The sequence below is a fragment of the uncultured Turicibacter sp. genome (genome assembly GCF_938044715.1).
GTDB lineage: Bacteria > Bacillota_I > Bacilli_A > MOL361 > Turicibacteraceae > Turicibacter > Turicibacter sanguinis.
Window position 1 is genome coordinate 1 of sequence record NZ_CALIOS010000128.1, and the last position, 26,155, is coordinate 26,155.

General features: G+C 35.0%; 26 protein-coding genes. 5 read left to right on the top strand and 21 right to left on the bottom strand.

All coding sequences use genetic code 11. The features are described from left to right. Window positions 1-763 (bottom strand): EFR1 family ferrodoxin (locus QWC74_RS12260; protein ID WP_288994136.1); only part of this gene is annotated, 763 nt, incomplete at its 3' end. Between the two features lie 127 nt (window positions 764-890). On the opposite strand from QWC74_RS12260, the gene QWC74_RS12265 reads away from it, so the two are divergent. Next, window positions 891-1,115, top strand: a complete 225-nt coding sequence (locus tag QWC74_RS12265) for a hypothetical protein (RefSeq protein WP_040764148.1) — start codon at window positions 891-893, stop codon at window positions 1,113-1,115. Window positions 1,116-1,206: 91 nt separating this feature from the next. Here QWC74_RS12265 and yaaA read toward each other — a convergent pair whose 3' ends face one another. Next, on the bottom strand, window positions 1,207-1,974 hold the full coding sequence (gene yaaA / locus QWC74_RS12270; protein ID WP_006785654.1) for a peroxide stress protein YaaA: 768 nt from the start codon (window positions 1,972-1,974) through the stop codon (window positions 1,207-1,209). A 171-nt stretch (window positions 1,975-2,145) separates the two neighbouring features. On the opposite strand from yaaA, the gene bcp reads away from it, so the two are divergent. After that, window positions 2,146-2,616, top strand: coding sequence for a thioredoxin-dependent thiol peroxidase (gene bcp / locus QWC74_RS12275; protein WP_006785655.1), 471 nt, complete (start codon window positions 2,146-2,148; stop codon window positions 2,614-2,616). A gap of 13 nt (window positions 2,617-2,629) precedes the next feature. Here bcp and QWC74_RS12280 read toward each other — a convergent pair whose 3' ends face one another. Both QWC74_RS12280 and QWC74_RS12285 read right to left on the bottom strand, forming a co-directional pair. Further along, on the bottom strand, window positions 2,630-3,112 hold the full coding sequence (locus tag QWC74_RS12280; protein ID WP_070099651.1) for a GNAT family N-acetyltransferase: 483 nt from the start codon (window positions 3,110-3,112) through the stop codon (window positions 2,630-2,632). Window positions 3,113-3,124: 12 nt separating this feature from the next. Next, window positions 3,125-4,303 (bottom strand): cation diffusion facilitator family transporter, encoded by a 1,179-nt coding sequence (locus tag QWC74_RS12285; RefSeq protein ID WP_006783541.1) that lies wholly within the window; start codon window positions 4,301-4,303, stop codon window positions 3,125-3,127. A 123-nt stretch (window positions 4,304-4,426) separates the two neighbouring features. On the opposite strand from QWC74_RS12285, the gene QWC74_RS12290 reads away from it, so the two are divergent. Continuing rightward, window positions 4,427-5,593, top strand: coding sequence for an iron-containing alcohol dehydrogenase (locus QWC74_RS12290; protein WP_288994142.1), 1,167 nt, complete (start codon window positions 4,427-4,429; stop codon window positions 5,591-5,593). A gap of 122 nt (window positions 5,594-5,715) precedes the next feature. On the opposite strand, the gene QWC74_RS12295 is transcribed toward QWC74_RS12290, so the two are convergent. From QWC74_RS12295 to QWC74_RS12370, 16 genes are all read right to left on the bottom strand, one after another. Next, entirely contained in the window at window positions 5,716-6,666 is a 951-nt protein-coding gene (locus QWC74_RS12295) for a TDT family transporter (RefSeq protein WP_006783539.1), read from the bottom strand. Window positions 6,667-6,842: 176 nt separating this feature from the next. Then, window positions 6,843-7,784, bottom strand: a complete 942-nt coding sequence (locus tag QWC74_RS12300; protein ID WP_006783538.1) for a TDT family transporter — start codon at window positions 7,782-7,784, stop codon at window positions 6,843-6,845. Between the two features lie 47 nt (window positions 7,785-7,831). Next, window positions 7,832-9,067: an NAD(P)/FAD-dependent oxidoreductase gene (locus QWC74_RS12305; RefSeq protein ID WP_009607591.1), complete on the bottom strand. Its 1,236-nt coding sequence runs from the start codon at window positions 9,065-9,067 to the stop codon at window positions 7,832-7,834. Window position 9,068: 1 nt separating this feature from the next. Continuing rightward, complete coding sequence (locus QWC74_RS12310; RefSeq protein WP_006783536.1) at window positions 9,069-9,479, bottom strand: 4Fe-4S dicluster domain-containing protein; 411 nt, start codon at window positions 9,477-9,479, stop codon at window positions 9,069-9,071. 2 nt (window positions 9,480-9,481) lie between these two features. Continuing rightward, window positions 9,482-11,569, bottom strand: a complete 2,088-nt coding sequence (locus QWC74_RS12315) for a molybdopterin oxidoreductase family protein (RefSeq protein ID WP_132942774.1) — start codon at window positions 11,567-11,569, stop codon at window positions 9,482-9,484. Between the two features lie 117 nt (window positions 11,570-11,686). Then, window positions 11,687-12,652 carry a sulfite reductase subunit C gene (gene asrC / locus QWC74_RS12320; RefSeq protein WP_006783534.1) on the bottom strand — a complete coding sequence of 322 codons (966 nt, stop codon included), beginning with the start codon at window positions 12,650-12,652 and terminating at the stop codon, window positions 11,687-11,689. A gap of 13 nt (window positions 12,653-12,665) precedes the next feature. Beyond that, window positions 12,666-13,460 (bottom strand): anaerobic sulfite reductase subunit AsrB, encoded by a 795-nt coding sequence (gene asrB / locus QWC74_RS12325; protein WP_006783533.1) that lies wholly within the window; start codon window positions 13,458-13,460, stop codon window positions 12,666-12,668. A 1-nt stretch (window position 13,461) separates the two neighbouring features. Beyond that, window positions 13,462-14,472, bottom strand: coding sequence for an anaerobic sulfite reductase subunit AsrA (gene asrA, locus QWC74_RS12330; protein WP_040763684.1), 1,011 nt, complete (start codon window positions 14,470-14,472; stop codon window positions 13,462-13,464). Between the two features lie 148 nt (window positions 14,473-14,620). After that, the gene (locus QWC74_RS12335) at window positions 14,621-15,319 is read right to left on the bottom strand and encodes a Crp/Fnr family transcriptional regulator (RefSeq protein ID WP_006783531.1); all 699 of its coding nucleotides are present in this window, start codon (window positions 15,317-15,319) and stop codon (window positions 14,621-14,623) included. Between the two features lie 214 nt (window positions 15,320-15,533). After that, a complete protein-coding gene (locus QWC74_RS12340; RefSeq protein WP_006783530.1) occupies window positions 15,534-15,716 on the bottom strand; it encodes a hypothetical protein in 183 nt (60 codons plus the stop codon). 80 nt (window positions 15,717-15,796) lie between these two features. Beyond that, window positions 15,797-16,105 carry a hypothetical protein gene (locus QWC74_RS12345; protein ID WP_006783529.1) on the bottom strand — a complete coding sequence of 103 codons (309 nt, stop codon included), beginning with the start codon at window positions 16,103-16,105 and terminating at the stop codon, window positions 15,797-15,799. 12 nt (window positions 16,106-16,117) lie between these two features. Beyond that, window positions 16,118-16,492 (bottom strand): YbaN family protein, encoded by a 375-nt coding sequence (locus QWC74_RS12350; protein WP_006783528.1) that lies wholly within the window; start codon window positions 16,490-16,492, stop codon window positions 16,118-16,120. A 14-nt stretch (window positions 16,493-16,506) separates the two neighbouring features. Continuing rightward, window positions 16,507-16,809 carry a nitrous oxide-stimulated promoter family protein gene (locus QWC74_RS12355; protein ID WP_006783527.1) on the bottom strand — a complete coding sequence of 101 codons (303 nt, stop codon included), beginning with the start codon at window positions 16,807-16,809 and terminating at the stop codon, window positions 16,507-16,509. A 70-nt stretch (window positions 16,810-16,879) separates the two neighbouring features. Next, window positions 16,880-18,550, bottom strand: coding sequence for a thiol reductant ABC exporter subunit CydC (gene cydC, locus QWC74_RS12360; protein ID WP_006783526.1), 1,671 nt, complete (start codon window positions 18,548-18,550; stop codon window positions 16,880-16,882). Next, window positions 18,551-20,326, bottom strand: a complete 1,776-nt coding sequence (locus QWC74_RS12365) for an ABC transporter ATP-binding protein/permease (protein ID WP_006783525.1) — start codon at window positions 20,324-20,326, stop codon at window positions 18,551-18,553. A 112-nt stretch (window positions 20,327-20,438) separates the two neighbouring features. After that, complete coding sequence (locus QWC74_RS12370) at window positions 20,439-21,056, bottom strand: class D sortase (protein ID WP_006783524.1); 618 nt, start codon at window positions 21,054-21,056, stop codon at window positions 20,439-20,441. Window positions 21,057-21,667: 611 nt separating this feature from the next. Here QWC74_RS12370 and QWC74_RS12375 point away from each other — a divergent pair. Both QWC74_RS12375 and QWC74_RS12380 read left to right on the top strand, forming a co-directional pair. Then, complete coding sequence (locus QWC74_RS12375; protein WP_155222902.1) at window positions 21,668-23,056, top strand: TldD/PmbA family protein; 1,389 nt, start codon at window positions 21,668-21,670, stop codon at window positions 23,054-23,056. Window positions 23,057-23,059: 3 nt separating this feature from the next. Continuing rightward, a complete protein-coding gene (locus QWC74_RS12380) occupies window positions 23,060-24,394 on the top strand; it encodes a TldD/PmbA family protein (RefSeq protein ID WP_006783522.1) in 1,335 nt (444 codons plus the stop codon). A gap of 36 nt (window positions 24,395-24,430) precedes the next feature. Here QWC74_RS12380 and yjeM read toward each other — a convergent pair whose 3' ends face one another. Then, window positions 24,431-25,915 (bottom strand): glutamate/gamma-aminobutyrate family transporter YjeM, encoded by a 1,485-nt coding sequence (yjeM, locus tag QWC74_RS12385; RefSeq protein WP_006783521.1) that lies wholly within the window; start codon window positions 25,913-25,915, stop codon window positions 24,431-24,433. Between the last annotated feature and the right edge of the window lie 240 nt (window positions 25,916-26,155).

Sequence of the window (26,155 nt, forward strand, 5' to 3'; positions counted from 1 at the left end):
GGTGCCAAGCGACTAACGGGTGAGTATATCTCGCTTTTCTACTCATTCTTTTCCCATATTGTATGGCAGACTTCGGACAGTAATTTACACAAGCAAGGCATTGTGTACACTCACTGTTTTTCCAGATAGGTTTCTTTGAAACCGTTATACATCGAATTGGGCAAACTTTTTCACATATTTTACATGAAATACAATCGTCAGTTGCAAAAAAACGATGGGTACTTCTTGCAAAACGGTTAAACAAATTCCCTACTACGTACGTCGTTATATATGAGAATGGCCCTTTTTCAACTTGATAAATGCCAGTCGCCCGTCTGGTCAGATTTTGATTAATCTTTTCTAACTCAAGCTCTACCTTTTTTAACTTTCTTTGCACCTCATCGCGCGCATCAATGTTTCCATATCTTAAATCATTATTCGGCATGACAAGTGAGTAGGCATTAGACAAAGTCCACTTCCTTTGATGAATCATTTTTTTAAAAACGGCTAATGTTTCTCCAATATTCTCACCACATGTTGCAATCATGGTAATGGGGTGATTGTAATAATTTTCAAATTCAATTTGTTTAATAAAATCGATGACCTGTTGTGGTGGCCGCCACGCATAGATAGGGAAAACAAAAACAATGTTTTCATTTTCTTTTATCAAATAGGGTACTGTTAAATCGACTTGAATCATAGGCACTAATTCCTCTTGTTGTCTAGTTGCTATGACCTGAGCTACGGCCTGTGAATTTCCTGTTCCACTAAAATAAAAAATCATTTTCGTTACCTCCTTTCTTTAACTTCTCACCGATTCCATAAAAAATCAACATCATGATGTCGGATGACAATGATTACATAAATTTCATAAAATTTGTTCAAACTTCTAACTAGAGGTGATTTTTATGATGATACTAAAAAAACAACCTAAATCATTACTGGATGAATATCATGATTTAGAAGCTAAAATAGGTCAAACAAAAAAAATCCTTACTCATCTCAATTATCTCAAACACTCGTCACTCCCAAAAAAACAAGCATCATTTAGAGAACGAATGATAAAAGAACAATGCAACATATACGAAGCTGAGGTTTCCTATTTACTTGAACTCAAAAAATCTCTAAAAGATTAAGAAAGGTGAAAGATTGCAACCTAACTAAACGTCACTTTAAAAGAGTAGTAGCATTGACTTTAAGTTCCACTTTATTGGATGACAATGAAAACTAACGTGTAAAAATCCATGTTTGATCAGTGGATAATGTTGGATTAAACTGATATCCTCCTTGATTAAAACCTTTTAATTCCTCTGCTTTCTTTAATTGATTTTCTAAAATATAACGTACCATTTCACCTCTAGCTCTTTTTGCATACATCCCGACTACTTTATAGGTCTCTCCCTTTTGTTCCTTAAATTCAATATTAACCACTGAATATTGCGTTTCGATTTGCTTTAAATCGAGTGCTTTACTATATTCTTTAGAGGCTAAGTTAATAAGTACCTGCTCTCCTTCTACTTGATTTAAAGCTTCTAACATATATTCTGTTAACGCAGGTTTCCAAAAAGCATATAAATCTTTGCCCTCTGAATTTGCTAGCTTCGTTCCCATCTCTAAACGATAGGGATTAATGTAATCGTTAGGACGTATAATCCCATATAATCCTGATAAAATTCTTAAATGATCTTGTGCAAACAAAATTCCTTCCTTTGATAACGTCAACGAATCTAATCCTTTATAAGCCTCACCATCAAAAGCATGTAATCCTAATAGCGCTTCGCCTTGAACTTCATAAAACTGTTTGAATCTCATTTCATTAACTGCACCTAATGCCTCTGACATCTTCATCAACGCACAAAGCTCACTTCTCGTATACCCTTGCAGATGTTCAATTAATTCTTTTGTTTTTAATTCAAATGGTAACTGTTTAGATAACTCGAAGCGCTTCACGCCTTCTTCCTTAAATGTTTTGGCAGGTGATAAAATCAGTAACATCTAAAATCCTTCCTTTAACTGAATAAATTAAACATTTTTAGACAACAATCATAACACAAGTCATGTTCAATTTGTCTTAATCATCTTATCATATTTCTTTACAATCGTAGGTATTTATCGCATAATTATTTTCAAGACATGACATCTTATTGCATAAAAGGAAGTGGAGAAATGGAACCGATTATTTTAACAGAAGGGATGCAAGCACCTAATTTTACGCTTGCAGGATCAGATGGAAACCAACATACTTTAAGTGATTATCGTGGTCGAAAAGTGGTATTATATTTTTATCCTCGTGACAATACACCTGCTTGTACGAACCAAGCAAAAGCCTTTCGTGATGCCATTGAATCTTTTCATGCGCAAGACATCGTCATATTAGGTATTAGTCGCGATACCGTGGCTAGTCATGAAAAATTTGTGACTAAACATGACCTTCCCTTCATCTTATTATCAGACACGGATGAAACAGTTTGTCACCTATATGATGTCTTAAAAGAAAAAAATATGTATGGAAAAAAAGCCATTGGGATTGAACGTTCAACTTTCTTAATTGATGAAGAAGGCTTTATCACTAAGATTTATCGAAAAGTAAAAGTGGCTGGACACATTGAGGATGTTCTTGAAAACTGTACACTATAAAAAAATCAGAAACTTATGTTTCTGATTTTTTTATGACCTTTTCCATGATAAAATTTTCAAGTTCAATCCCTTGACGAATCACCACTTGTGGACGAAGAACATTAAATCCTTTCGCTTGGAAAAATGGAATAGCAGTTATTGAGGCATGCGTCTCAATCCGATGATTTTGACGTTTTACCTTCTGTTCTAATGCCTCATAGATTAAAGTTGCAACTCCTTGACGTTGGTAATTGGCATGAACATATAAACAATCTAAATATCCATCACAATCAATATTTCCAAACCCTACGATTTTTTCCTTGATCAATGCAACGACTGTATAGGAGGACAAAAAGCGTTTATTCCATTTTTGAGTCTCAACTTCTTTTGGAGCCCATACTTCTAATTGCCTTAAGGAGTAATCTTTTTGATTAATTTGATGAACGGTTTGATAGAATAATTCAGTCAAAAAAACACAATCTTCAGCGATATAGCTTCTAATTTCTATCTCTAACATTTTCTTTACCTCTTAGAGGTAAGCCTTATCAATCACAATCACACATCGATAAGTTGGATGACTCTGTCTAATTTGAGTAATCACTGCATCTTTAATTTGATCTTCCGTCAATTCTTTTGTTAACTTACTACCGTCCACGACTAAGTCAAACACAAGATTTTTATTCGGTTCATGACCAATAATTCGAAAATCATGCATCGATAAAATAGCCGGATGTGTTGCGATAATTTTATCTAGTTCCCTTTTCATTTCTTTAATTTCATCGGTTTCAATACAAACTGGATCCATATGAACCACGAGATGAAGCTTGAGGGCTTCTGAAATTTCACGTTCAGCTTGGTCAATAACATCATGGATGGTCATAATATCCTGGTCAGCTGGAATTTCAGCATGAATCGAAGCCATAATACGTCCGACTCCGTAGTTATGAATGACTAAATCATGAGCGCCTGTAATTAAATCATATGATAAAATTCGTTCATAAATATCATTGACTAGTTCCTCATCTGGAGCTTCTCCAAGTAGAGGACTAATCGTTTCTTTCACTAACGTGTAACCGGCGTATAAAATGAAACCTGCTACTAAAACCCCAGCATATCCATCAACTGGAAAGCTTGTAAAACGAGCGGCTAAAAAAGAAATTAAAACGGTACTTGAAGTGAAAACGTCTCCAAGTGCATCGACAGAGGCTGCCTTTAACGCTGACGAGTTTACCTTCTCTCCCATTACTTTATTAAAACGACTCAACCAAAGTTTAACTACTACCGAAATCGCTAATAAAATAAATGACACGATTTCAAATTGAATAACACTGGGATTTAAAATTCGTTCAACTGATGATTTAATGAATTGGACTCCAACTAACATCACCATAAAAGCTACAAGCAAAGCTGATAAATATTCTAAACGACCGTGTCCATGTGGATGTTCTTTATCAGCTGGAAGATTTGCCAGTTTAACCCCAATCATCGTGATCACGGATGAAGCGGTATCTGAGAAATTATTAAAAGCATCTGCCATCACCGCAATACTTCCCGTTAAGACACCAACAGAGAATTTAACTATAAAAAGTAAGATGTTCGCTAAAATTCCAATAATCCCTGCGATGTAAACATATTGCGTTCGTACTTCTTCTCGTTCGAGTTGATCATAATTTTTAATAAAGAGTTTAGTTAACCAATTGATAAACATAAACACAATCTCCATTCTTTTATTAAACATATTATCACTCTAATATGTTATCCTATTCATTCGCTTTTGAGAAGCATTTAAGGTAAAATAATCCTATAACATCTAAATTTAGGGAGGGTTATCATGCAAGATTTTCACTATCAAAATGGAACAAAGATTATTTTCGGTCGTGAGACTGAAGCAAGCGTGGGTCAGGAATTAAAAAAATATACAAACAAGGTGCTACTGCATTATGGAGGCGGTTCAATTAAGAAAACTGGGCTTTATGACAAAGTGATGCACTCACTTCATGAGGCTGGAATTGAAGTCTTTGAACTTGGAGGAGTTAAACCAAACCCTCGTCTTTCACTGGTTCGAAAAGGAATTAACCTTTGTCAAGAACAAGAAATTCCATTTATTTTAGCAGTTGGTGGAAGGAGTGTAATTGATTCTGCTAAAGCAATTGCAGCAGGCGTTCACTATGAAGGTGATGTTTGGGATTTATTCTGTGGCGTTGCTGTTGAACATGAGTGTTTACCACTCGCGACTATTTTAACCATTCCCGCTGCCGGTAGCGAAACAAGTAGTGGAACGGTTGTCACAAACGACGAAATTGGTTTAAAACGTAGTTTCGGTCATGAATCGTTACGCCCTGTTTTTTCAATTTTAAATCCTGAGTTAACCTTTACTCTTCCCACCTATCAAACAGCCTGTGGAATTGCTGATATGTTAGCACATGTTTTAGAACGCTATTTTACTAACGAACGTCATGTTGACATAACAGACCGCTTATGTGAAGCTACCATGAAATCAATTATTGATAATGGTTTACGTGTCATGAATGATCCCTTCAATTATGATATTCGTGCAGAACTGATGCTTGCTGGAATGATTGCCCATAATGGCAGTTTAGATATGGGCCGTATTGGCGATTGGGCAAGTCATGATATTGAACATGAATTAAGTGGCATGTATGATATTGCTCATGGAGCAGGTCTTGCTATCATCTTCCCCGCTTGGATGAAATATGTCTATCATCATGATGTTAATCGTTTTGCTCAATTCGGAAGTCGCGTCTTCAATTTAGAGATCAACTTAAATCATCCAGAAGAAACAGCTTTACTGGCAATTGAAAAACTTGAATCATTCTTTAAAGCTTTAGGACTTCCAACTTCTTTTAGCGATGCCGATCTTCCAACTGATCACATTGAAGAATTAGCTCAAAAGTTAGTTTGTGATTGTGACTCTGTTGGAAACTATGTTCCAATTAAAGAAGCAGACGCGCTCGAAATTTATCGATTAGCTCTATAAAGGTGACGTCTACTTCACAAAATTTTCGTCACCTTTTGAATTCAGTTTAAGTTTTCTTAAGTAGGAACAACGGAGTACTACTTGTATCTTAAAAAGTGTATCGATATGATACACTTTTTTTATTAAACGTTTTGAGCGCTTTGATAGGTTCTGACAAGCATTCTTAAAAAATTATAACAAACAAAGGCTATGACTGCTGTTGCTAAAAATAATTCGATTCCAGAAAGTTGTTTAATCAAAACTCCTAATCCTTCTAGTTCGTGGTTTATTAAATAGTTAGAAAAGCTAGTCGAAGTAACAGTTCCGATTGCTAATGGGAAGGTTAATCCTGCAAAGCCTGGATGGAAAGAAAATCTAAAAAATTTGGGAATGTTATAGAGAATAAAAATGAATGAACTAAAAATAACGGCATAAAGCCCATATAAAATAAGTGGATTAGGCTCTGCAAAAACATTTAAGAAACTCACTATTACTAAACTTCCTGGGGCAATCAAAATCGCCGTTGTATGATAAAGTTGTTCTGCAATGGGACGTTTTAACAAACGAAGAATCATGAACGGCATAATGATAATAAACATCACTAATCCATACCAACAGATCACTTCTTGTAAAACTTGATTTCCCATTGCACTCCCAACGACGGTTGATACAAGTAACCCATCATAAGTCACAAACCAAGTTGGCGTAAAGGAATCCTTATTCACTCCTTTCACTACATGCTCATAAGTAAAAACAACCGTATGAATTAAATGAAGCAATATTCCGATATACCAAAAAGCCTTTCCTATTGTTTCCTCATAATTGACCAGATAACTTCCTATAATCATCGTCAACATGGAAAAAGTTCCATACAGACTAGCTGGAACAGCCTGCTTATACTCAGATTTAAAAATTCGAAAGTGAACTGTTATTTTAAGTAATGCTGCTAACCGGACCAAAATAGCCACCATCATAGCAAGATGCTTTAAGATTGGAAAACCAAGTAATAAATAGATATTCGATAGCGTGACCAGCCCAACTGAAGTGGCTAGTACTCTAACAGGTAGACGACCTATTTTTTCTAATAATCTCATACTCTAGCACTCCATTTCTTTTTTAAAATTACTATTTCTATTTGCTATCTTTAGTTTATCCAAAGTTATTCAAAGCATAATTAATTTACGCATAAAAAAACCAACACTGATTCAAATCAATGTTGGTTTTATCAATAAGGGGTAAATTACATTTTAAAAGGGCTATCAATTAATCATTATTTTTGATAAGACTTCACAAAAAGTCTTACAAAGTTATAGAAAACAAAAGCAATAATTGCCGTTGTCATATAGATTTGAATGCCTGAAACTTCTTTAATAAATGCTCCAAGTGTTTCCATTCCCTGTGCCATTAAGAAGTTTGACATTTTCATTGACGCCACCACTCCAATTGCTAGTGGGAATGTTAATCCTGCAAAGCCTGGGTGGAATGCAGGTTTAAAAAATTTAGGGATACTGATTAAAATAAAAATTAACGTTGCAAAGACTGCTGCGTATAAACAATAAACCACGACAGCATTAGGGTTTGGGATGACGTTTAAATAACTAACTAAACATAAACTACTTGGTGCTAATAAAATAGCACTTGTATGATATAAAGCATCCGGGATTGGTCGTTTAATCATACGGATAATCATAAATGGGATAATAATGATAAAGACTGTAATTCCATAAAAGACAATACATTTTGATAACATTGGCTCGTTCATAGTCGTTCCAACAACGGTTGAAACTAGTAATCCGTTATAAGTTACAAACCAACTTGGAATAAAGGTCTCTTTTTTCACACCTTTAATCACATTTCGATATGTAAAAATTAAGATATGCAGAATATGAAGACAAACACCTGTTAACCAAATGGCTTTTCCAATTGTCTGTTGATAGCTAAAGATATAACTCCCTAGGATCATCGTTAACATGGTAAAAGTGGCATATAAACTAGCTGGAACGACATTTTGATACTCTTGTTTAAATGTTTTAAAATGAACCGTGATTTTAATGAACGCAGCAATCCAAATCACTGCTGCAATCATCATACTCACATGACGAATGCCTGTGTATCCAAGCGTCAAATAGACGTTAGAAAGCGTCGCCATCCCAACACAGGTTGCAATCACTCCAACCGGAAGATTTGCAATCTTACTAATCAAATTTTTCATACGTTGAAACTCCTCTTTCGTTTTTAACTACCAATACAAAATACTCTCTACTTTTCTTGATACGTATATTCACAGTTATCTGTTAAATGGAAGAAATCAGAATAATCAATATTGAAGATAGATTTTTCCACTTTTGAGATGTTTATCTTTTCTTTAATCAATTGTGTTAAGACACCCGAATAAGATAAATCTCCTTGGATAATCGCCCCATAGATTACTCCATCTTTATGGATAATTTTTTTATAATTTAAAGCTTCGTCACAGTCTATTTCAACCGTGTAAGTTTCATCTGCTGGTTCTGGTGTTCCAAGTGACATCGTTGGAATATGTAAAAAATTCATGGTTGATTTACTTGCAAAGAAATCTGTTAACTCACGTGTTTTTCCACACATATTACTTACTGCAATAATTCCTTCTTTAACAGCTGCTGGCCAAATTGGATTTCGTCCTGAAATATCTCCCGCACCAAATACTGATTCATCATTGGTTTGACCATATTCGTTAAAAATAAGTCCAAATCGATCGCATTCAATTCCACTACCTTCTAAGAAGGCAACATTTGAACGAACACCCGTCGCCACAATCAAGAAATCACAAGGAATCGTTAATCCATTGGATAAGACTAATTCTTTGACTGCTCCTTCATCATCTAAGATGACTTCTTGCACCGCAGTATCATAATATTGAGTCACCCCTTCGTTTGTAAAAGCATCTTGATATCGTTTAGCAGCCTTTTTATCTAACTGAATTGAGAGCATATGTCCTTTAAACTCAACTAATGTTAAATTTTTTCCATAGTGTAGCAGACCTGTTAAGGCATCAATCCCAACAAGCCCTGCCCCCATTACCACGATATTTGTTGCTAATTTCGCTTTTTCTTTGATTTCAATCGCATCATCTAAGTTACGAAGGCCATAAACATTTTTAGCTTCTTTTAAATTTTTCACTGGAGGGAAGAAGGTTGAAGCACCTGTTGCTAGTAAAACTTTATCATAAGAAACAACATCACCATTAGATAAGGTCAACTCTTTTTTATCCTTATCTAATGCCTCAACACTTACTCCTTTAATCCATTTAATCTTATTTCTTTCAATAAATCCATCTTCTACGAATTCAAGTTTTTTGATATCTCGGATTCCCTCTAAATAATGATGTAGAATACAACGTGAATAGATGTACTCATCTTTTGAAATTAAGGTGATGTTAGCGTCTGGTTCCATTTGGCGTAAATACTTTGCACCATTCACACCTGCGGCTGAGGCACCGACAATGACATAGTTCATGTTATTTTACCTCCTCAAGTGTGATAGCTTCCATTGGACAATTTGCGACACATTGAGGTGTTTTACATTCTGTCGAAGTACACATATCACATTTCATAATATATTTTTGTTCAAAACGGTCCGCTCTTAAAACACCGTAAGGGCATGCCATAATACACATATAGCAACTTGCACAACGTGTTTTATCATATTGAACATATCCTGTTTCTTGATTTTTACTCATGGCACCTGTCATACACGTATAAACACATTCTGGTAAATCACAATGACGACAGAAAATAGGACTATTTTTTCCTTTACTATCAATCACGACACGGTTTCTTGAATCTTCACTATCATGAGACACAATACATGCTGTGACACATGTTAAACAACTAATACACTTGCTGCGATCAATCTTAATGCGTTCCATGTTTATGCCCCCTTCACTTTTTTGATTTGAACTGGTGTACTCTTATAAGATGGTTCTTTTGAATAACTATCATATAATGATGGTGTTAAGGCATTCGTTTCAATATAGTGAATCGGTGCAAATAACTCATCATAAGCAACTGTATCTGAAATCATGGCCATAAATTGTTTACTTACACCATTGATTGAAGACACTTCAATGATTTCTTGATTTTCAATTCCTAATTCTTTAGCAAGTTTTTCATTAATATGAATGTAGGCTTGATGTGACACGGCATCATTAACGTAAGGAATTTCACGTGTTCTTGATTGGGTATGCCATTGTCCAACCGTTCCACGACCTGTATTTAGGATATAAGGGAAATCCTCACTCAGTTTTAATGGGTTATCCATTGGATTTTCAAACATAAATTTTGCTTTTTTACTTGGTGTATAGAATTGACCATCTTCATATAAACGACGTTGATCTTCTGTTAAAACATCGCCTTCTTTAAATGGCCATTGAATTCCTTTAGAATCTACTAATCCATCATAGTCCACACCTGTAATATCACATGGCATTCCTTTTGAACATTTTTTCATTAAGTTAAACACATCACGAGGGGTTTGCCACGCATCTAGTAATGAACCCATTCCAAGTGCTTTTCCAACATTTAAAATCACATTGAAATCATTCATTTCGTTCTCTTCCATTTGTAACGCAGGACGAACGGCTGATAAACGACGTTCTGTATTAATAATCGTTCCTTCTTTTTTAAGACCTGAAACAACTGGGAAGAACACATCACAATTTTCTGAGCTTTCTGTATCATCATAAATATCTTGAACGATAAAGAGTTCTAATTTCTCCATAGCTTCTTTAAAGGTTTCATTATTAATCCATGAATGACGAGGATTTGTACATAAAATCCAAAGAGCTTTAATTTCTCCTGCATTGATTTTCTCAATGATTGCATTATAAGGAAGCGTTGGTTTAGTTGGAAGTAAAGACTCCTCTATTCCTAGTGCATTCGCAACAGCTGCACGTCTCACTGAATTATCGTAATCTCCACCCCCATATAATCCGGCTGTATTACTAAAAAGTCGAGATCCCATTGCATTACTTTGTCCGGTAATCGAGTTAGCTCCTGTTCCTGGACGTCCAATGTTTCCAGTCATTAGAGCAATATTAATAATGGCCTGAGCATTACGAACGGCTTCATAGCCTTGGTTAATTCCCATTGTCCACCAAAGTGAAACATTTTTTCCTTCATGAATCATCGTTGCTAATTCAAGAACTTGTTGTGCCGTGATATGTGTTTTTTCTTCAACTTGATCTAATGTATAGTCTTTGACAAATTCTTTAAAAGCTTCAAAGTTTTCAGTATGAGCTTCGATATAAGCTTCATCAATCCATCCTTTTTCAATTAACGTATTTGCTAACGTATACATTAACGTTAAATCTGACTTCGCTTTTAAACGATAGAAATAATCGGCACGTTTAGCTGTCTCAGAATTACGTGGATCAATGACAATCACTTTTTTACCTGGAATTTTATTAGCTTTGATTCGTCCCCAAATAATTGGATGTGCCACCACAGGGTTGGCCCCAATTAAAATAATCGTATCCGATAATTCAAAATCATTTAACGTATACGGTGGGGCATCGAATCCAAAGCTTTGTTTATGTGCAACAACACTTGTCGCCATACATAAACGTGTATTTCCATCTACATTAGCCCCCATGAAGTTACGCATGACATGTCCATATAACGCCATTTCTTCAAGAGTTAATTGTCCGGTACTAATTCCGGCTACACTTTCGCGACCATATTTTTCGCTAATTTCTGTTAATTTAGAGGCCGTATATTGAAACGCTTCATCCCAAGAAACATGTTTAAAACTTCCATCTTCCTGTTTTAAACGAGGTAATGGATTAGGTTTAATGATAGAATGTTGTTTATCTAAATTAAGACCTTTTATACATGAAAATCCATTATTGACAGGATACCCTTTTGTTGGAATGACTTTTTTTATTGTTTCATCTTCAACCATAAAATCGATATTACATGCTAAAGAACAATAGTTACAAGTTGATTGTACTTTTTTCATAAATAACTCCTTTTATTAAGACGGGATTTTTTCTTCCTTATTGTATCCAAAACTTTCAAATTCATGAATAATCCCTGACATTTCAATCTCACATCATCAACGGTATCATCTGATGGATTATACGTATCGAACACCATTCCAATACACATTATCTTTAACAATGATTTCATCATTTAGCTCGATTCCGTCAAGTGCCCATTTTTTGAACTCCATAAATCCTGTTCGGTCCACAATATAGCCGATATGTTCTTTTCCACCTGGTGCTTCTTTATCGATATATTCTGTTACATATTTATACGTATTTGTAATGACTTTTACAATTGTATCTTCATCTGCCCAAATCATAAAGTCTTCCGCTAAACGTGGATTTTTCTTACCTGTACGTCCCATAATCACTAAACGATAATATTTTTTCTGACTACGCGTCCAGGCAGCTGTTGGACATTGAATCACACATTCTCCACATCCGATACATTTAGATCTATCACGTAACACTTTAAAGTTCTCAGCACTTAAAGCTCCCGTTGCCTTTTTCTTACAAGCCCTTACGCAAGCTCCACAAGAAATACAACGATCTTTATCATATTGCGGCATCGTCATCCCAATAATTCCAAAGTCTTGCATACGTGCTTTTATACAGTCATTTGGACATCCCGTTAATGCAATTTTAAAGTGTAAATCATTTGGGAAAATTTCTTTTTCAATACGTTTGGCAAACTTCGTTGTATTATAGTTTGCAAAAGGACAAACGTTATTTCCAATACAAGCTGAAACGTTACGTGTTCCCGCTGCTGAGTATCCTGTTCCTTCCACTTCTTGATTGATCTCAAGTTCATCAATAATCGGTTGAAGTAATTCATTAACTTTCGGAATATCTTCAAATTTAATGCCTGGAATTTCAAAACCTTGACGGATTGTAATATGCACTGATCCATTTCCATAAGTATTAGCAATATCATAAATTTTTAATAATAAATCAGCTTTTAAATAACCTCCCGGTACACGCACCCTAGATGCTGTAACCCCTCGATGCTTAGTAACACGGAAAGCATTTTTTTTAAGTGACTTTGTATTCATATCCATGTGACTAACCTCCCTAATCGATTAAATCTTTTCCTTTAGTGTAATTGAAAACGGGTCCATCTAAGCAGATATACGTATCATCAATTTTACAGTGACCACATTTCCCAATTCCACAACACATTTTACGTTCTTGCGAAATCCAAATTTGCTCCTGTGCAATGCCACGTTTTAAAAATTCTTGAACCGTAAAATGCATCATCATAGGAGGTCCAACCACAATCACTTGAACTTCATTTAAATTCTCAATGTTCAACTCTGGAATGTACTTGGTTACTAACCCAACATTTCCAGTATACCCTTCTGGTGCCTGATCCACGGTTAAAATCACATTGGCTGATGTTTCCCATCGTGCTAAATCTGACTTAAATAATACATCTTCAGGTGACTTAAATCCTGTGATTAATGTAAATCCTTTCGTTTGATCTGAATGCGTCGCAAAATAATCCACTACACCACGCACCGGCGATAATCCTGTTCCACCTGCTACGACAATTAATTCTTTATCTTTATATAGCTCCACATCAAATCCATTTCCATAAGGACCACGTAAGAATAACTTGTCACCAACATATGTATTGAAGATTTCGTTTGTCACACGCCCCACTTTACGAATGGTTAAATCTACAAAATCTTCTCCGATTCCACTTACTGAGATGGGAGCCTCTCCATACTTTGGAATCGATACTTCAAAGAATTGTCCTGGTTTCACATCTCCCGTGAATGACATTCGGAATGTATACTCAATTTCAGTATGTTGAATGACTTCTTTTATTTCTGATAAAAATGGGATGTATTCATTGATTTCCATATTACTCCACCTCATCCATCGCTTTTTCTAATTTATTGATACAATTTGAAAACGAGATATACTCTGGACAAATATCATCACAACGTCCACAACCCACGCACATATGATATCCAAATCGCTTTTTATAGTCATAAATTTTGTGCATGACTTTAAAACGCATTTTTTGTCCATTTGTTTGTCTAAATGAATGTCCCCCAGCCATATCCGTAAAGCCATGGACTTGACAAGAAGCCCAAACACGACGACGTTCTCCACATTTTTGATTGTCTTTGTAAAAAATATCTTGCATTGTATAGCAAGTACACGTTGGACAAACAAAATTACAACGTCCACAACCGATACAACGAGCACTATACTCTTCCCAAACAGGTGAGTAGACAACTCGAAGATCTAATTTTTCTGGGATCTTAACACGAGTCGGATTACTAGTCACAAATTGTGGTTTAATTTCAGTTGAATTATGGTCTAATTCCACTAAAAGCTTTCTTAATTCTTCATCCTTTACATCGAATGAAACGATGTCTCCTTCAACATGAATATATGAGTCATACTGATCAAAGCGATTGGTTTCCATATCCACACAGAAGCAACTTTCAAAACTTTGTGCACATCCCATAACAACGAACTTTGTTTTTTCACGGAACTTTTTATAATAAATATCCTCGAATCCACCATTATTTAAATAGATTTCATCTAAACGACGAACGGCATGCATATCACAGCTTCTTAAGAAAATTAATATTTTCTCTTCATTCATCTTTGCTTCTTTTACCTCATCCTCTGTAAAGAAGAATAACGTTTGTGTGATTGGTAGAATCACTTCTTTATATGAAAAACTTGATTTAACATCAAAAATAATCTCTTCAATTGATTGAATCTCTCCATAGCGAACACGATCAGTATCTGAAAATGTCCCTTGCCCCTTAAAATTTTTAGGAGCATAAATACGATACTCTTTGTTAAGTGTGGCTAAGACTGTATTAAAATCTGATTTATTCATCTTTAATCCCATCATAAAACCTCATTTCTTAGGAAATAAAAAAACTCGTTGCTTAGTTTTCACTAGAACGAGGTTATTGTATACTATTTCACAACTAAATTCCGTGATAAAAATCACACATTGGGTGATTTTTATCACAAATAAGTGTTTTTTTTGACTTTTATTTAGTTTTGTGGTAATCACCTAATGCTTTAAGGTCCGATATATATATTTTCTTATGTTCATATCTAACTAACCCAGCATCAATTAATTTTTTCAACGCTCTTGAGACGGTTTCTCGTTGTGCCCCCACCAATTGTGATAAATAAACAACACTTAACGGAATATCAATCACATATCCATCTGATGTTGGAATTCCATAGTCATGACAAAGGCGATAAAGTTTAGCTGCTATTTTTTTTTCCATTGCAATATTAGTTGGAGCATTTTTTAATTGTCGATATGTTCGTCGAAGTTTAGATGAATACTGACCCAACACAGCTTTTGTTAACTCAAAATCTGTTTGCATTAATTTAATAAACATCGCCTTTTCATACGCTAACATACAACATTCTTCAAAACATTCACAATTAACGGCACTGGGAAGATTTTGAACTAAATCATCATTCAAAATATGACCCTGGTCTAGAATAAAAATAATTCGCTTTTCACCGTTCTCACTTAATTTATAAACAGAAACCTTTCCACTTAACACAATATAAACTAATTCTGTCACCTCACGGTCCCGAATGACGTACTCTCCTTTTGAAAAATGACAGACTCGTACCTCTTCTTTTAACTTTTGAATGGTATTTTTTGATACAGTTGAAAATAAGGCCATTTTGTTGAAAACCGACTCATGAATTTTTTGCATATCCATTCTTCGCTCCTATCTTTGCGTCTCAACTCACTCTTTTCTATTTATTTTCTACCCACTGTTACTCACTATCATACAATTAAACCAAAAAAATTAAAACTATCATTTTTTTCAACCATCATCCGTCTATTTGTCATACCTAATTAAAATCCTAAACTATTCACTTAAAATTTAGGTTAAAATAAAAAACCTCTTATCCAGATTGATAAGAGGTTTTTTATTGATTTGATAACTTTCCCATTCGATATAAAAACCAAATCACAAATAGAATAATGACCAAGAGACTTGCAAACGAACTTCCTGTATAACCATTTTCTGTAATTCCTGTATCTGTTGTCGAACAAGATTGGCACGTCGTATCCGTCGTTGTCACACTCATATTTCGCTGCAAATTAACCATTTCATTCCCTCCCTCTATACCCTATTCTTTTTCATGATTCGCGTATAGGAAAAGCACCTAAAACTAGGTGCTTTTTCTGATTATAAGATGATGATTAGAGCTAAATAAGCAAAGAATGATAACGTCGCGATAATATGCCAACGTCTCATATTTTTAGCTTTTGTCATGAGATAACCTGTGATTCCAATGAACAACATAACTGCTGAAAATCCTAAATACTTCATGAAACTTGGTGTTCCAAATTTCATGATGGTCTCCCCAAGCATTCCTAAAATAGCTAATGATCCTAATACAATATGAGTATTTCGTAAAAACTTTGATTTTTTATTCATCATTCTAGGAATGTAATAGATTAATAATGCTCCAAAAAAACACGTATGTGATAACATTTATTCAACTCCTTAATTTTTAATAGTCTCAATTTTAACGAAGAAGTAGTAAAACTTACAAAGAATTAAAAGGATTAAAAATAAACGCATATGTAAACTATCAATTAAAATAAATGGAAACATTAACATAAAATCGGCAAATAATAAAATCGTCCATTTTTGTTTTAATGTCATTTTTTTACTTTCAACAAACGTTTCTAAATGCTTTTGATATAACTTTGTTCCTTTAAACCATCGATCAAAGCGATCCGAACCTTTTACAAAACAAACTGATGCTAAAAGTAAAAAGGGCGTCGTGGGTAAAACTGGAAGGATTACACCAATCAATCCAAGTCCCATTGAAAGTAATCCAATCGTTACTAATAAACCTTTTTTTACTTTGTTCATACTTTTTCCTCTCCTTAATAAAACCAATGTTTGATAAATTCAACTGGGCGATAAATCAACAGTCTTGGCCCTGAAAATCTCATCACTTCTTTGACTTTCATTTTCATATCTTTTTTATAGCAATGAATCGGACACTTTCGACAAGCCGTTTTTTCATCACCAAACTTACAAAAACTTAATCGTTTGTGCGCATACTCTAATAATGCTTGGCACTCTTCACAAAGGTCCTTTTGTTGTTGATGTTTTTTATGACAATAAATTTCAATCATTAACTGAATAATTTGTTTTTCTTTCTCCACTCTTCCTAACTTTTTCATAAACCCTCCTTATCAATGATAATCATTATCACTATAGTTTTAAAAAGGAAGAGGATTATTGAAATCCTCTTTAATTTTGATATAACTTTTGATTTTCTAAACGATAGACCTTCTCACAGATTGCAGTCGTTGACTTACGATGTGAAATTAAAATAACCGTTTTATCTTGTCCATAGTCTTGAATTGATTTTAAAATCGATCCTTCATTTAAAGCATCTAAGTTACTTGTTGGCTCATCTAAAATTAAGACATCACCATTATGTAAAAACGCACGAGCTAATCCTAAACGTTGCTTCTCACCAGATGAGACCATTCCACCAAGCTCCCCAACTTTTGTTTGATAACCTTTCGGTAAACTTTCAATAAATTCATGAATCGATGCCTTTTTAGCAGCTTCTATTACCTCTTCAAGACTTGCATCCTTGCAACCAATTTTAATGTTATTTTCAATCGTATCATTAAATAAATACGTCTCTTGACTAACAAGAGTTTGTTTCAATCTTAATGAGGCCGTTGGAATTGACTTAATATTCGTTCCGTCAATGAAGACATGACCTTTTTTTGTGTCAAAATAGCGCATTAATAACTTAATAAACGTACTTTTTCCAATTCCACTTTCTCCGATTAATGCTAACTTTTCACCTTTTTCAATGTGAATCGATGCTTCATCAAGTAATAAGTGATCACTATTTGGATAGGCAAATGAAACTCGATCTAGTGTCATCTCATTCATCGTCAGTGGCATTTGTCCGCTCACTTCTTCAACTTGTGGCATTTCATCTAGTAACTCGAATAAACGCTCGGCACAGGCAAACGTATGAGCTAATGTGTTCGATAAATTACTTAATGCAACAACCGGTCCAAATGAAGAAGCAATCACAACAAGCGCTACTAAAACTAATGTTAAAGTCACGGCTCCGATTGAGTAAAGGTATGCTCCAACTCCTAGGAATACAAGCATTGCAAGCGTAATAATGGTACTTGTAATTCCCGTCACGATCCCTTCGTGATCTTTAATTTTACGAATACTTTCATTTAACTCCCCAGACTTTTGATTTAATTGAGTTAAGCGTTCCTGTCCTTGATTAAATAGTAAAATCTCTTTTAATCCACGTAATGAATCTAGAATATATTGATTACTACTTCCAAACTCACGACGATAATTAACCCCAGCCTCACTTACTAATTTCGAAGAAGCGTAAGGGACCACAAATCCAACTAAAATAAAGAAGAAGGCTGCTAACACCCCATAAATCGGATGAATGAACCATAAAAGTGCCGTAATCATCGAATTGGTTAAAATCGCAATTGCAATCGGCGCAATCGTATGTGCATAAAAGACTTCAAGTAATTCAATATCAGATGTAATCAGTGAAATTAAATCTCCTTTATCACGTCCTTCTAATTTTGCGGGAGCAAGTGTACGAAGTTTAGCAAAGATTTTATCACGCAATAAATATAAAATTTTAAAGGCAATATAATGTCCTGATAATTGTTCTCCATAACGAAGTAATCCACGCATCACGGCACAAACTGCCATGATGGTGATAGCTGCTTTAAATGAAACAATAGTAGCTCCTTCAACTAATGTTCCAAGTGCTACTGCTGCAAAACTAGCAATGGAGATAGCTGTTAAAAACCCTAAAACTCCAAGGGTAATTGTAATCATCATCACCCCAACTAATGGCTTTAATTCTTTTAAGAGGCGCATCATAATCTTAAATCCAGATTGACGTTTCATCTACTCCACCTCCCTAATCATTTCTAATTGTTGTTGACTTTCAACCATGTGAGCGTAAACTCCATTTTGACTCATTAAATGATCATGTGTTCCCGATTCAACCAGTGTTCCTAATTTAAACACATGAATTGCTTTCGCACGTTTCACGCTTGCTAAACGATGTGAAATGACTAAAATTGTTTTTTGCTGTGATAACTCATAAATAGCATCCCAAATCGCTTCTTCGCTTTCAACATCAATATTTGAAGTTGCTTCATCAAAAATAATCACATCACGATTCGCTAAAATCACACGTGCTAAAGCTAAACGTTGTTTTTGTCCACCTGATAATGAACTTCCATTTTCTGAAACTTCAGTTTCTAAACCTTTTGGTAGTCCAGCAATAAACTGATCAAGTCGTGCCATTTTTAAGGCTTGATTCACTTCTTCTGATGTAGCATCACGTTTTGCCATTAGTAAATTTTCTTTAATGCTTCCTTTAAAAATATGACTATGCGCTGAAACTAATGACACATGCTCATATAAAGCTTCAGTTTTTAACTGAGTTAAATCTACTCCATTGATTAAGATACGTCCACTAGTTGGTCGTTTTTGTCCAATTAATAACGTCGCCATTGTACTTTTTCCACTTCCACTTTCCCCAACAATTGCAGTTAAACCGCCATTTGTTAAGTCAAATGAAATGTCATTTAGAACTTGGCGTTCTCCATCATAACTAAAGTTAATGTTCTCCACTTCAATCTTCACAGATGAATCCTTTTTAAAATCACAAGGGTTCTTAACTGCCACTTCTTCTGTATCCAATAAAGCAAAGATTCGATCACTTGCCGCCATTCCATTCATCGCAATATGGAAGTAAGATCCAAGTAATCGCATTGGAATAAAGAATTCAGATGATAGTAAAATAATGACAATTAATTCTCCAACATTTATGGCACCCTTTTGGAATTGATAAAGAGCGACAATCGTTCCTAGCGCTGAACCCCCAAAAGCAATTAAATCCATAATATTAATTGAATTTAGCTGCATACTTAACAATTTCATCGTAATACGACGGAACTTTTCCGCTTCTTCATTCATTTCAAGATGCTTAATGTCATCTTGTCCATAAACTTTTAAAGTCGTTAGTCCTTGTAAGTTTTCGAGGAATGTATCTCCAAGATCCGCATAGTTATTCCAATAATCTTTCATGATACGTTTAGCGACTTTCATTAAGGCAATAATTGATATTGGAATTAATGGGACACAGGCAATAAATACTAACGCGACTTTCCAAGAAATCGTTGAAATGACGACAAATAGAGTTAAAGGAGCTAATAATGAATAGAAAAATTGAGGTAAATATTTCCCAAAATAAATTTCTAGCTGTTCAACTCCTTCAATTGAAATCTGAACAATTGTTGAGGTTGGCTGTGATTTTTGATAATCCATTCCTAAGCGTAATAACTTTTCATAAATTAAAGAACGTAAGGTACTACGTGCTTTTGCTGATGATTTATACGAGAATTTTCCATAATAATGGTGAGCAATAAATTTTGCAATCAATAAGATAATAATTAACGGAATAGCAACCGCTAATGTTAAATGTTTCGTCAAATAAAAATGACTTAATCCTTTTGATAACGTCTCCCCCGCTACCATTGCATTAATAAATAATCCCATCATAAAGATAATGGCAATGTTACATATAATCCCAATCCAACTACAAAGGAGGGTTAAAAACATATATTTTTTAGACTCTTCACAAATCGAGATGAGTCGTTTATTAATCATCATACACTTCTCTCCTATCTACTGTTGATAATGATTATCAAATTCATAATTAGATTATATCATAGGTCATAAAAAAAACTTTAACTATATTTAGATTTTTACCATCAAAATATAGTTAAAGTTTCCCAATTAATGTTCCACGAACCACAAATCGATTTTTAATCGGCCCAAAGTAGATGAAAGGATGACAAGTTACCAAAGTTAACGTGGGAGTTTTCGTTTGCTCGAAAATAAAGGAATCATCCGGATTTAACACATGAATCTCATTCACTTCATAAATCCATGTCCCATAAATCGTTTGAACGAAAATCTCATCACCGACTGCAATGGCTTGAAGTTCCCATAAAAACTCCTCTCGATGCCCGTAAATTAAGCAATTCCCATTTTCACCAGGTAACACGGATAAAGGATCATGACCAAGCCCCTTCGTCAATTGCTGATTCTCAATCCCCTGATAGAGCGGGATAGGAATTTCTTTTAAGTAACTGACACTTCCAATGCGAGCATTAGTAGAGGGAATCTCATCATATACCATTGAAAATAACTCTCGCATCGATAAATCAAGGCTATTTAATCCCAGTGGTAGTTGCCACGTTAAGGATGCTTGTTCTTTATAATATTGCATCCGAGCTAAATTTCCAATCGGGATTAAAAAGCAAATGAATCCGATTAATATGAATAATTGACTTAATCTCTGTCTCATTTGATAAAAGACGCAACCGCTTCGCGTCATATTCACATCCCTTGCAAATCATTCTTCTTTAGTTTATCACTCCTTTTAAAAGCTATTCATCAAAAAAGTATCCCTGTCTGCTTGACATCATGCGAGCCGCTTGCATTCGTACTGCTTTTTTAACTCCAATTTTTCATAACAGCGAAATGCTAATTCATTTAATCATCCCCCATATTTTCATTGAGTTTATCCGGTTGTTTATCACCCTCTGATTTTGATATTTTTTCTAGTATTTCTTGCTCTGCCAACGGCGTCATTTACTTTTGTACCAATCCAAGCCTAAATCTACTTCCACATATATAAAGTGAATCATCCTCTAGATATAAGACTGATTAGTCACCTTTCTCCTCTACGTGTTTTGAATCATACATCCTTTTTTCTTTACTTGATATTTTTATTAATGATCGATCATTTTTCAAACCCATCTTTAATTGGTATTTTTTTCTATTAACCTTCTTTAGATTTTAGTAGAATGTGGTATAATATCTTAAACTGTAAATAAAAAGACCTGTAACCCCAGACACTAATTAGGATTGGGAAATGAAGATCCCAGACTATAACTTTGATAGGGAGCAATCATCGTCTTATTATTTCAAAGGAGGAGTAACTAGATGCTAGATCACTTGTTAATTCAAGATGTGTTAGATGAAGCCTTATCTATGGGCGCTGATTTTGTCGAACTTTACGTTGAGCAAACCGATTCTCAAACCATCACGATGGTGGGAGGAAAAGTGGATAAAGCTAATCGTGGTGAAGACTATGGAGTTGGTATTCGATTGTTTCAAGGAACCAATTGTGTCTATGGTTACACCAATGATTCCACTCGCGAAAACTTACTCAAAACCGCACGTGAAATTGCACAAGCTTTAGTTGGTCAACAAATTATAAAACCCTTAAACTTAGTGCGTCAAGAGATTGTAAATCAACATCTTATAAAATTAAATTTAGAAGATGTTCCTGCTTCAAGACGAATTGAAAAAATGCGGCAATCGAGTGAATGGATTAAAAACTATGATGCTTCTATTTCTCAAAGCTCGATTAATCTATCTGAGAAAAAACAAAATGTTTTGATTGCTAACTCTGAGGGAGCTCTTGTTGAAGACTCACGTACATATACACGTATGTATCTCACAGCTGTTGCCTCAAATGAATCTGAGATGCAAACAGGATCTCATGGACCTGGTGCTCATCAAGGATTTGAATTTATTGAAAATCTTGACCTTGAATTCTATGCAAAAGATGCGGCTCGACAAGCTGTTACGATGTTAAAGGCTGGGCTTTGCCCAAGTGGTAAAATGCCAGTTGTGATTGATAACGGGTTCGGAGGCGTGATTTTCCACGAAGCCTGCGGTCATGGGCTCGAAGCTAGTTCCGTTTCAAAAGGCTTGTCGGTCTTTTCTAGTAAATTAGGTCAAAAGGTAGCCAGTGAGTTTGTGACAGCCATTGATGATGGAACGATTCCAAATGCTTGGGGATCACTGAATGTCGATGATGAAGGAACGAAAACACAGCGTAACGTCTTAATTGAAAATGGGATTTTAAAAAGCTATCTGGTTGATAAATTAAATGGGCGTCGCATGAATATGGCTTCTACCGGTTCTTCACGCCGACAAAATTATCGATTTGCTCCAACCTCTCGTATGACCAATACCTTTATCGCTAACGGACCTCATACACGTGCAGAAATAATCGCAAATACTGAATACGGTCTTTATGCTAAAAGCATGGGTGGTGGTTCTGTTAATCCTGCAACAGGTGATTTTAACTTCGCAGTGAACGAAGGTTATATTATCCGTAATGGTCAAATCGCAGAACCCGTTCGTGGAGCTACTTTAATCGGAAATGGACCTCAAATCTTACATCAAATTGATATGGTCGGTGAAAATTTAGCACGAGCACAAGGAATGTGTGGGGCTTCAAGTGGCTCAATTCCAACGGATGTCGGTCAACCTGCCCTACGTGTTAAAGAAATTACAGTTGGTGGAGCAAAGGGGGAATAAGCAATGATTAACTTTAATACTTTATTTGAAGCTGGACATGCTGCCGGATTAACAGATATGGAAATTTATGTCGTGAAAAATGATAACTTTTCATGCAAGGTGTTCGAGCAAAACGTGGATTCCTACTCAGTATCTGTCACACAAGGTCTATCTTTCCGTGGCCTTTATGAAGGAAAAATGGGTTATACCTATACTGAAAAATGTGATGATTCTTCCATTCCGTTCATTATCTCTAGTGTCATTAATAATGCCATTATTTTAGAAAAATCGGAAAATGAAGAACTTTATGGTGGTGATGAGTTTTATACCACGCTTGATTTATATCATCCGGCCTTTAATGAAATAACGCCACTTGAAAAAATTAATTTCCTAAAAGCAGTGGAATCAGAATGTTTTGCACTCGATCCTCGCGTTAAATCGGTTAATTACTGTGCTTTTTCTAATGGTACCTCAGAAATCATGTTGAAAAATACAAAGGGATTAGATTTATCAGAGCGTCAAAACTTCGCCTATACGTATGTCAGTGTTCTTGTCACAGAAAATGGTGAAAATAAAACAGATGGAGACTTCATCATTAGCACAAACTTTACTGACTATGAACCTAAATCATTTGCTAAAAAAATCGTCTCGCGTGCTTTAGCTCAATTAGGCGCTAAAAAAGTAAAATCAGGAACTTACCCGATTTTACTTCGCAACTTAGTTGCTGGAGATATTTTAGAAGCCATGAGCGATATTTTCTCAGGCGAAGCCATTTTAAAAGATTTATCGCGTTTAAAAGATAAAGTTGGAATGGTGATTGCAAGTCCCATTGTCAGTATCATTGATGATCCCCATTTAGAAAATGGAATGGGAAGTTCTTCATTTGATGGTGAAGGCGTCGCAACGTATACAAAAGAAATCGTGACAAATGGGGTGCTTAATACCTATCTTCACTCCTTAACAACAGCTAAAACGTTTAACGTAGCACCAACTGGAAATGCTTCACGCTCAAGCTTTAAAAGTTCTGTCAACATTTCACCTACTAATATGTACATCAAGCCAACTCAAACTTCATTTGATCACTTATTAACAATCATTCAAAACGGACTGTATATTACCGATGTACAAGGACTACATTCTGGATTAAATGGAATCTCAGGAGATTTTTCACTTTCTGCAAGTGGATTTCTGATTAAAGACGGAAAATTAGATGATCCTATTCATGAAATCACCATTGCAGGAAACTTCTTTGATCTTCTTCAACAAATTGAAGCTATTGGAAATGATTTAGATTTTGGACCATCAAATATTGGATCACCAAGTCTTTACATTAAATCATTAATAGTTGCTGGAGAATAAAAAAAGGACCTATCATTACTGATAGGTCCTTTTTGGTTATTGACGTTCTCCACGTCCATATAATAATAAAGCAATAATACCAAATAATAATGGTCCAGCTATCATCCAAATTGTTTTAACATAATCACCAGATGTTAAAGGTTCAATAATTGTAAAGATATTCGCAAACGCTACAACTGCTGTCACAATATACGCAATCGTAATGGCTAACCCTTTACTTTTATAAATGACGAATGGTTTAGGAATGTCATCACGTCTCTTAAATGAAGCAAAGGCAAACGCGATGAATAAGTATGGAATCGTCATGGCAACATTAGTCATTAAGACTAATTTATCAAAGAATTCTGAAGCTGACTCTCCACCAAATGACACTAATAAAATTAAAACAATCGCAATCACGGCTTGAACACGCATCGCATTTATAGGAATCCCATTTTTAATAACGGTCATTGACTTAGGCCAGATTTTTTTAGGTGTTCCTTCAATTAATTGTTTAAGCGGACTATAAGACAATGTCATAAAGGCCCCACTTAATGCTAAAAACATTGATAATCCAACGAAACGTGCTACCCATGCTCCAATGGTTAAGGCTGTACTTTGAGCAAATCCTAGTGCCAACCCAAGCTCATATCCAAGATTTTGCATGATAATGTATGTCACGTTACCATTGTTAACCCCAGTTCCGGAAAGAACGGAATCCCAGTTTGTAAAAATCCCAATCATAAAAATTCCAATGACATATCCAAGTGAAATAACACCTGCTGCAATTAATAATCCTCTAGGGAATGTTTTTTCTGGATTTTCTGTTTCATCGACTAATCCACCGACAACTTCTGTTCCACCGAAAGCGAAAATTGCGAAGGTTAAGAAAGAAAGAATCGCAATATTACTTGTATATTTAGCATTTGGAGAAACAGTGAAAGCATGAGCAGCATCTTGAATTGGTTGTGCTAATTGTCCATGATTTAAAATTAAAATCACGATGCCTGCAATTAATAAAATAATATTTAATAACGCAACGGCTGATCCACCAATTGAGGTAACCTTTTTAATACTTTCAAGTCCACGCGAAATTAAAAATAAAACAAGAATTAACCATAAAACACCTAAAATTCCTAACACTTGTGTACTAGATAATCCAAAGACACCCCATGATGCGGTTGTATCTTTTCCAAATATGGCATTAGAAAGTGGAATCCAAAGAGTTGAGGCCACATTGACCATCCAAACTACATAAGAGGCATACCACATAAAAATACCGACGAATGCATAACGTGGCCCGACTGAACTTTCCATCCACGAATAAATACCACCTTTTGAATCTTTATACGCAGCTCCAAATTCAGCAATCATAAATGCAAATGGAATAAAGAACGTAATGGCTGCAATCAAGTACCAGGGAATAGCAGCATATCCCATTAAATAAAAACCACGTGGCATATTCGCAAATCCAAAAACTGACGTAAAAATCATCAGTATTAATGACATTAAAGTCAATTTACCACTTTGACGTTGAGACATATTTCTTACCTTCTCTCTAACAAAAACTTCATCTATTTTGCCAATAAAAACTTTATTAGCATCGATTAATGTTGATACTATATTTTTAACGAGCTCATAAAAAATTATTCATGTCGTTTTTTGTCATATAGTACTTACATATTTTCGCACTTTTTACATCATCCGACAACCTCTTTTTAGTATACTAAATATGGAAAAATGTTTTCATGATGATACAAGTTCAGGAGGATGTTACATGTT

Excerpts from the sequence above, each read along its gene's own strand:
- asrC (WP_006783534.1), bottom strand. The coding sequence starts at position 12,652 with ATGGATATGAATACAAAGTCACTTAAAAAAAATGCTTTCCGTGTTACT.
- QWC74_RS12370 (WP_006783524.1), bottom strand. The coding sequence starts at position 21,056 with ATGACGCGAAGCGGTTGCGTCTTTTATCAAATGAGACAGAGATTAAGT.
- QWC74_RS12295 (WP_006783539.1), bottom strand. The coding sequence starts at position 6,666 with ATGAGATTATTAGAAAAAATAGGTCGTCTACCTGTTAGAGTACTAGCC.
- QWC74_RS12265 (WP_040764148.1), top strand. The coding sequence starts at position 891 with ATGATACTAAAAAAACAACCTAAATCATTACTGGATGAATATCATGAT.
- asrB (WP_006783533.1), bottom strand. The coding sequence starts at position 13,460 with ATGGAAATCAATGAATACATCCCATTTTTATCAGAAATAAAAGAAGTC.
- QWC74_RS12335 (WP_006783531.1), bottom strand. The coding sequence starts at position 15,319 with ATGGATATGCAAAAAATTCATGAGTCGGTTTTCAACAAAATGGCCTTA.
- QWC74_RS12285 (WP_006783541.1), bottom strand. The coding sequence starts at position 4,303 with ATGTTTATCAATTGGTTAACTAAACTCTTTATTAAAAATTATGATCAA.
- QWC74_RS12380 (WP_006783522.1), top strand. The coding sequence starts at position 23,060 with ATGATTAACTTTAATACTTTATTTGAAGCTGGACATGCTGCCGGATTA.
- QWC74_RS12290 (WP_288994142.1), top strand. The coding sequence starts at position 4,427 with ATGCAAGATTTTCACTATCAAAATGGAACAAAGATTATTTTCGGTCGT.
- QWC74_RS12365 (WP_006783525.1), bottom strand. The coding sequence starts at position 20,326 with ATGATGATTAATAAACGACTCATCTCGATTTGTGAAGAGTCTAAAAAA.
- bcp (WP_006785655.1), top strand. The coding sequence starts at position 2,146 with ATGGAACCGATTATTTTAACAGAAGGGATGCAAGCACCTAATTTTACG.
- yaaA (WP_006785654.1), bottom strand. The coding sequence starts at position 1,974 with ATGTTACTGATTTTATCACCTGCCAAAACATTTAAGGAAGAAGGCGTG.
- yjeM (WP_006783521.1), bottom strand. The coding sequence starts at position 25,915 with ATGTCTCAACGTCAAAGTGGTAAATTGACTTTAATGTCATTAATACTG.
- QWC74_RS12350 (WP_006783528.1), bottom strand. The coding sequence starts at position 16,492 with ATGAACAAAGTAAAAAAAGGTTTATTAGTAACGATTGGATTACTTTCA.
- asrA (WP_040763684.1), bottom strand. The coding sequence starts at position 14,472 with ATGGGATTAAAGATGAATAAATCAGATTTTAATACAGTCTTAGCCACA.
- QWC74_RS12300 (WP_006783538.1), bottom strand. The coding sequence starts at position 7,784 with ATGAAAAATTTGATTAGTAAGATTGCAAATCTTCCGGTTGGAGTGATT.
- QWC74_RS12345 (WP_006783529.1), bottom strand. The coding sequence starts at position 16,105 with ATGTTATCACATACGTGTTTTTTTGGAGCATTATTAATCTATTACATT.
- QWC74_RS12355 (WP_006783527.1), bottom strand. The coding sequence starts at position 16,809 with ATGAAAAAGTTAGGAAGAGTGGAGAAAGAAAAACAAATTATTCAGTTA.
- QWC74_RS12340 (WP_006783530.1), bottom strand. The coding sequence starts at position 15,716 with ATGGTTAATTTGCAGCGAAATATGAGTGTGACAACGACGGATACGACG.
- QWC74_RS12280 (WP_070099651.1), bottom strand. The coding sequence starts at position 3,112 with ATGTTAGAGATAGAAATTAGAAGCTATATCGCTGAAGATTGTGTTTTT.
- QWC74_RS12375 (WP_155222902.1), top strand. The coding sequence starts at position 21,668 with ATGCTAGATCACTTGTTAATTCAAGATGTGTTAGATGAAGCCTTATCT.
- QWC74_RS12305 (WP_009607591.1), bottom strand. The coding sequence starts at position 9,067 with ATGAACTATGTCATTGTCGGTGCCTCAGCCGCAGGTGTGAATGGTGCA.
- QWC74_RS12315 (WP_132942774.1), bottom strand. The coding sequence starts at position 11,569 with ATGAAAAAAGTACAATCAACTTGTAACTATTGTTCTTTAGCATGTAAT.
- QWC74_RS12310 (WP_006783536.1), bottom strand. The coding sequence starts at position 9,479 with ATGGAACGCATTAAGATTGATCGCAGCAAGTGTATTAGTTGTTTAACA.
- cydC (WP_006783526.1), bottom strand. The coding sequence starts at position 18,550 with ATGAAACGTCAATCTGGATTTAAGATTATGATGCGCCTCTTAAAAGAA.